This window comes from Candidatus Thermoplasmatota archaeon, assembly GCA_030018475.1.
Lineage (GTDB): Archaea > Thermoplasmatota > JASEFT01 > JASEFT01 > JASEFT01 > JASEFT01.
This window is the reverse complement of sequence record JASEFT010000080.1, coordinates 1-3534: the sequence shown is the minus strand read 5'-3', so window position 1 is coordinate 3534 and position 3534 is coordinate 1. Positions and strand designations below refer to the sequence as shown.

4 protein-coding genes are annotated in these 3534 nt (G+C 38.0%); all 4 read right to left on the bottom strand.

Going from position 1 to position 3534, the window contains the following annotated elements:
- Window positions 1–245 (bottom strand): hypothetical protein (locus QMD21_07420; protein ID MDI6856591.1); only part of this gene is annotated, 245 nt, incomplete at its 3' end.
- A 48-nt stretch (window positions 246–293) separates the two neighbouring features.
- A complete protein-coding gene (gene priS, locus QMD21_07415) occupies window positions 294–1487 on the bottom strand; it encodes a DNA primase catalytic subunit PriS (GenBank protein ID MDI6856590.1) in 1194 nt (397 codons plus the stop codon).
- Complete coding sequence (locus QMD21_07410; GenBank protein MDI6856589.1) at window positions 1488–2546, bottom strand: DNA primase large subunit PriL; 1059 nt, start codon at window positions 2544–2546, stop codon at window positions 1488–1490.
- Window positions 2547–2557: 11 nt separating this feature from the next.
- The gene (gene pcn, locus QMD21_07405; protein ID MDI6856588.1) at window positions 2558–3295 is read right to left on the bottom strand and encodes a proliferating cell nuclear antigen (pcna); all 738 of its coding nucleotides are present in this window, start codon (window positions 3293–3295) and stop codon (window positions 2558–2560) included.
- Between the last annotated feature and the right edge of the window lie 239 nt (window positions 3296–3534).

Sequence of the window (3534 nt, the reverse complement as noted above, 5' to 3'; positions counted from 1 at the left end):
CGCTCGCTATAAATAGCCTCTTCCAGTCTTTTAGCACGCTCCAGCTCTTCTTTGAGTATTAAGGCCTTCCCAGTGCTTTCGCGCTCATTCTCAAGCTCCTGCTCCAACCTTTTTAAATATCCCAAGACCTTACTATAAAAGTCAGGCTCAAGTTTAGTCAATGCTCTGTTCTTTCTGAGGCGACTCATTCTTTCCATTTCCAGTATTCTGCGCAATAGCTCGCAAGTTATTTCTTGACCTTCCATCTTTTGTATATTGATTTAGAAGTTTTTAGAGTTTTGTTTTTATAAAATTCAAATTTTTTCAGCTGCTCCACGGGCTATCAAAAACACAGCTGCATACTCAGGCAGAACTGTTAGTCCTTCAGTCAAATTAAATTTTTCGCCGCCCAATTCAAATTTTACATCTCCGAGCACTTTGATTTTTGTCGGCAAATCTGAAAAAGCAACAGCATCTCTTAAAGGCTCAAAATCTTTCAGCTCATCAATAGTTAAGCTAACAGCTTTAAAACCTGTTTTACCATGTAATGAACTCTGCATTCTTATAAGTCTTTTAGTATCTGAAGTTACAGGCTCATCTGTACCGCTAGTAAGATCCACCCTCAATTCTTTATTTATAATGTCTAGAAAAGCGTTCAGATAACTATCTTTAGAAAAAATATCGAGTCGGCCCTCTTTTACTTTATCTACACCTCTTACTCCAGACACTTTTTCAAAGAGCTCTTTATAGATAGACACTGCAGTTTTCTTCTTAATGCCGTAGCTCTGAAGTTTAGCAATAGCCTCTTCAGCAGAGCTATCTTCTAAATTCTCTACAAATTTTAACAGTCCTCTTCCTACCTTGCCTTCCCAGCCTCCAGCACTAGCGCACGGCATTTTTATAGTTTTCTTGGCGATCTTTCTGAAGCCGCTCCTTACAATCATATACACCTCTTCATGAAATATCCTCTTATTCCAGTCCAAGCCCTCAGCAGTCAGATAATCTAAAATTTCCCTCCTTGCATAGGAATCGAGCGCTAAAATTTTAGGCTCAACAACATGTACATGGTAGCCTCTAGCACCTGAAAAATTTACTGTGATAAACTTTGAATCAAATCCAAAATCTGATATCAGAAAACTCTCGATTAGCTTTAAAGTCTCGCGCTTTACAACCTCAAGCATCTCTTTATAATCTAGATTTTTTGCCTTCTGCAATTTATCGCCATCCAGGTCAAATATCAAGTCAGCGCCGAGCCAGCCTTTTTTGACCATTTCAGTTGCGCTTGGCGCATTGTAATAAGCAGCTGAGTAATACACGTGCGAGGGCACTCTCTCTATTATAAAATTTTTCAGCTCCTCTCTTGTACTGAAGCTCAGATGCCTCTGCATCAGCTCGCTCTCAAAGAACATAAAGCCGAACTCGCGTCTACCGAAGCGCAAAGGATATTCTAAAATTGCGTTTTTATAATAATCATAAAACTTTTGCTTCAAATAACTCAAGCTTTGCATTCATTGTACTAATGATTTTCCAGAATTTAAATTTTGTTTTCCCCTTGCCTTTTCTTTTGCTCTATAGTATTTTAAAGGATGCGTGAGCCAATCTCTTTTGCAGAGCTCGTCAGGCTCATAGCACAAGCCATAGGTTTTCATTGTTCTGCATTCAGGCGGAGTATAAACAGTACCTGAAATTTTACCGGTTATGTGCTCAATTTGATACCTCGTCTTCCTTTCATCAAAATCTGGCGTTGTAGCAAATATTTTTAATATTTCTTCGTTACCCAATCCTATAGAATGTAGAAACGAAGTCAATGCAAATCTTCCTGCATGAGGCACGTTTTCGTTGCTCTCTACGCTTGCGAGTAGCTTGCGCATACAAGGCGGAAATCTCAATACAGTGACTTTGCCGAATGTTTTAAGTTGCGGAATAGCTCTCTTCTTAGTAGATACTAAACTATCTAACTTCTCTATATAATATTTTAAAGAATCTTTTAGCTCTTTATCTACCTCAATAGGTAGCTCCAAATCTATTTTTGCTCTTATTGCTTCTTGAGATAATCTTACAAAATCTTTTTTAGAGATTTTAATCCATCCATTGCTAAGCTCACAATTTACAAGTTTCCAATCAGCGCTTCTTAAGTTTGATGAATATTTGAGATACTCTGAGAAATGAATTTTAAAAAAATCACAATCCCTGTGAAGATCGCTAAAGAATTCTTTGCACACAAGCTCTATCAAGTCAATATTTTCTTCAAGCAATCTTTTAGATGCAAGTGTAGCTTCTGCTAACGAGTATCTTTTCATTAAAAATTTATCGTTAATGCACGAGACTAACAGCCTTGCAAATGGATATGATAAAAGCTCCATAAGCTGAGCTGTTGGAGTTGATAAATCGTGTTCTTTAATTTCGCTGTGTTCTAAAGATTCTTCAACTCTACTCAGCCCTAGAGCTCTAGCCCTTTCGTAGAGATGACTCGTCAGGAGCTCTTCAAGCGTTAATCCTTGCTGCTTTATATGTAGTAAAGAATCTTTTAGAAAAGGATATTTTGCGAGTGTGTAAAGCTCGAGCATTTTGTAAAAAGTTACTCACTTTCTATTCTGGGCGCTAGTAGATAGTAAGCTTTGCCATGCCCATTTGCAAGCTCGAACTCAAGTTTTACAGGATAGTCGTTTCCAAGCCAAAGCATCACTTTCTCAGAGCTTGTAATTGCTTTTATCATTTTAGAGAAGTAATCTGAAGAGTAAAGACTTTTGGTCAGCTCTTTGCATTGTAAAGCTTCAAGTGAAGCTTTCGATAGCTTCAAGCTAGCAAAATCGGTTTCGCTCTCAGAAGTTACTTCGAAGCCTTCCGGAGTTGCAACTAGCGCTATATGGTCTGAGACAGTCTCGCCAGCTTTTATTCCTTTATCAAGTTCCGATGTTTTTAATACCACCTTTACAGTTGGATTTAAATTAGGTACTTTAGGCTCTGACATACTAGCTACGTCAACTAGAGGCATTCTTCTTGTAATGTTTTCTACTTTTACTACAAGCTTGTTCCTCTCTTCATCAAACTGTAGAGAAATTTTATCTGTAGCGCTTGCAAGCTTTAAAACCTCGCCTAGCTTCTCCAAATCAATACCAAGTTCTGTCTCATCAGCTTTGTATTTTTCAAAAGCACCTGCTTTCAGCTCCAAATCGACCATTGCTACGTGCGCCGGGTCCACGGCTCTTACAGTCAGACCTTTGCTATCAATACTGAATTTAGCTTCGTTTACAAGGGTTGAGATCACATTTACAACTTCTTTGAGCACTTCGCATTTTACAGTAGCTTCGAACATGTTCTCAGTCCTATACCTCTATGAGTTTAACTATATTTAGAGATTTCGGAGTTGTAAAGTAAAGTGACATCGGCAACATCGGATAATTGGTATAGTTCTACCCCCTCTCGACGACAAACTTACCTTTTAAAGAATTATAGGGCTGTAACCTTCACTCTAAAATAAAGCCCTAAAATGTATATTCTTCAGGCATAAATTTTTAAAGTTCAAAGGCAGAAAGAATGGATTAATCAATGTAG

Bases quoted from the DNA above. Each gene is read 5' to 3' on its own strand.
- priS (MDI6856590.1), bottom strand. From the start codon at position 1,487: ATGCAAAGCTTGAGTTATTTGAAGCAAAAGTTTTATGATTATTATAAA.
- QMD21_07410 (MDI6856589.1), bottom strand. From the start codon at position 2,546: ATGCTCGAGCTTTACACACTCGCAAAATATCCTTTTCTAAAAGATTCT.
- pcn (MDI6856588.1), bottom strand. From the start codon at position 3,295: ATGTTCGAAGCTACTGTAAAATGCGAAGTGCTCAAAGAAGTTGTAAAT.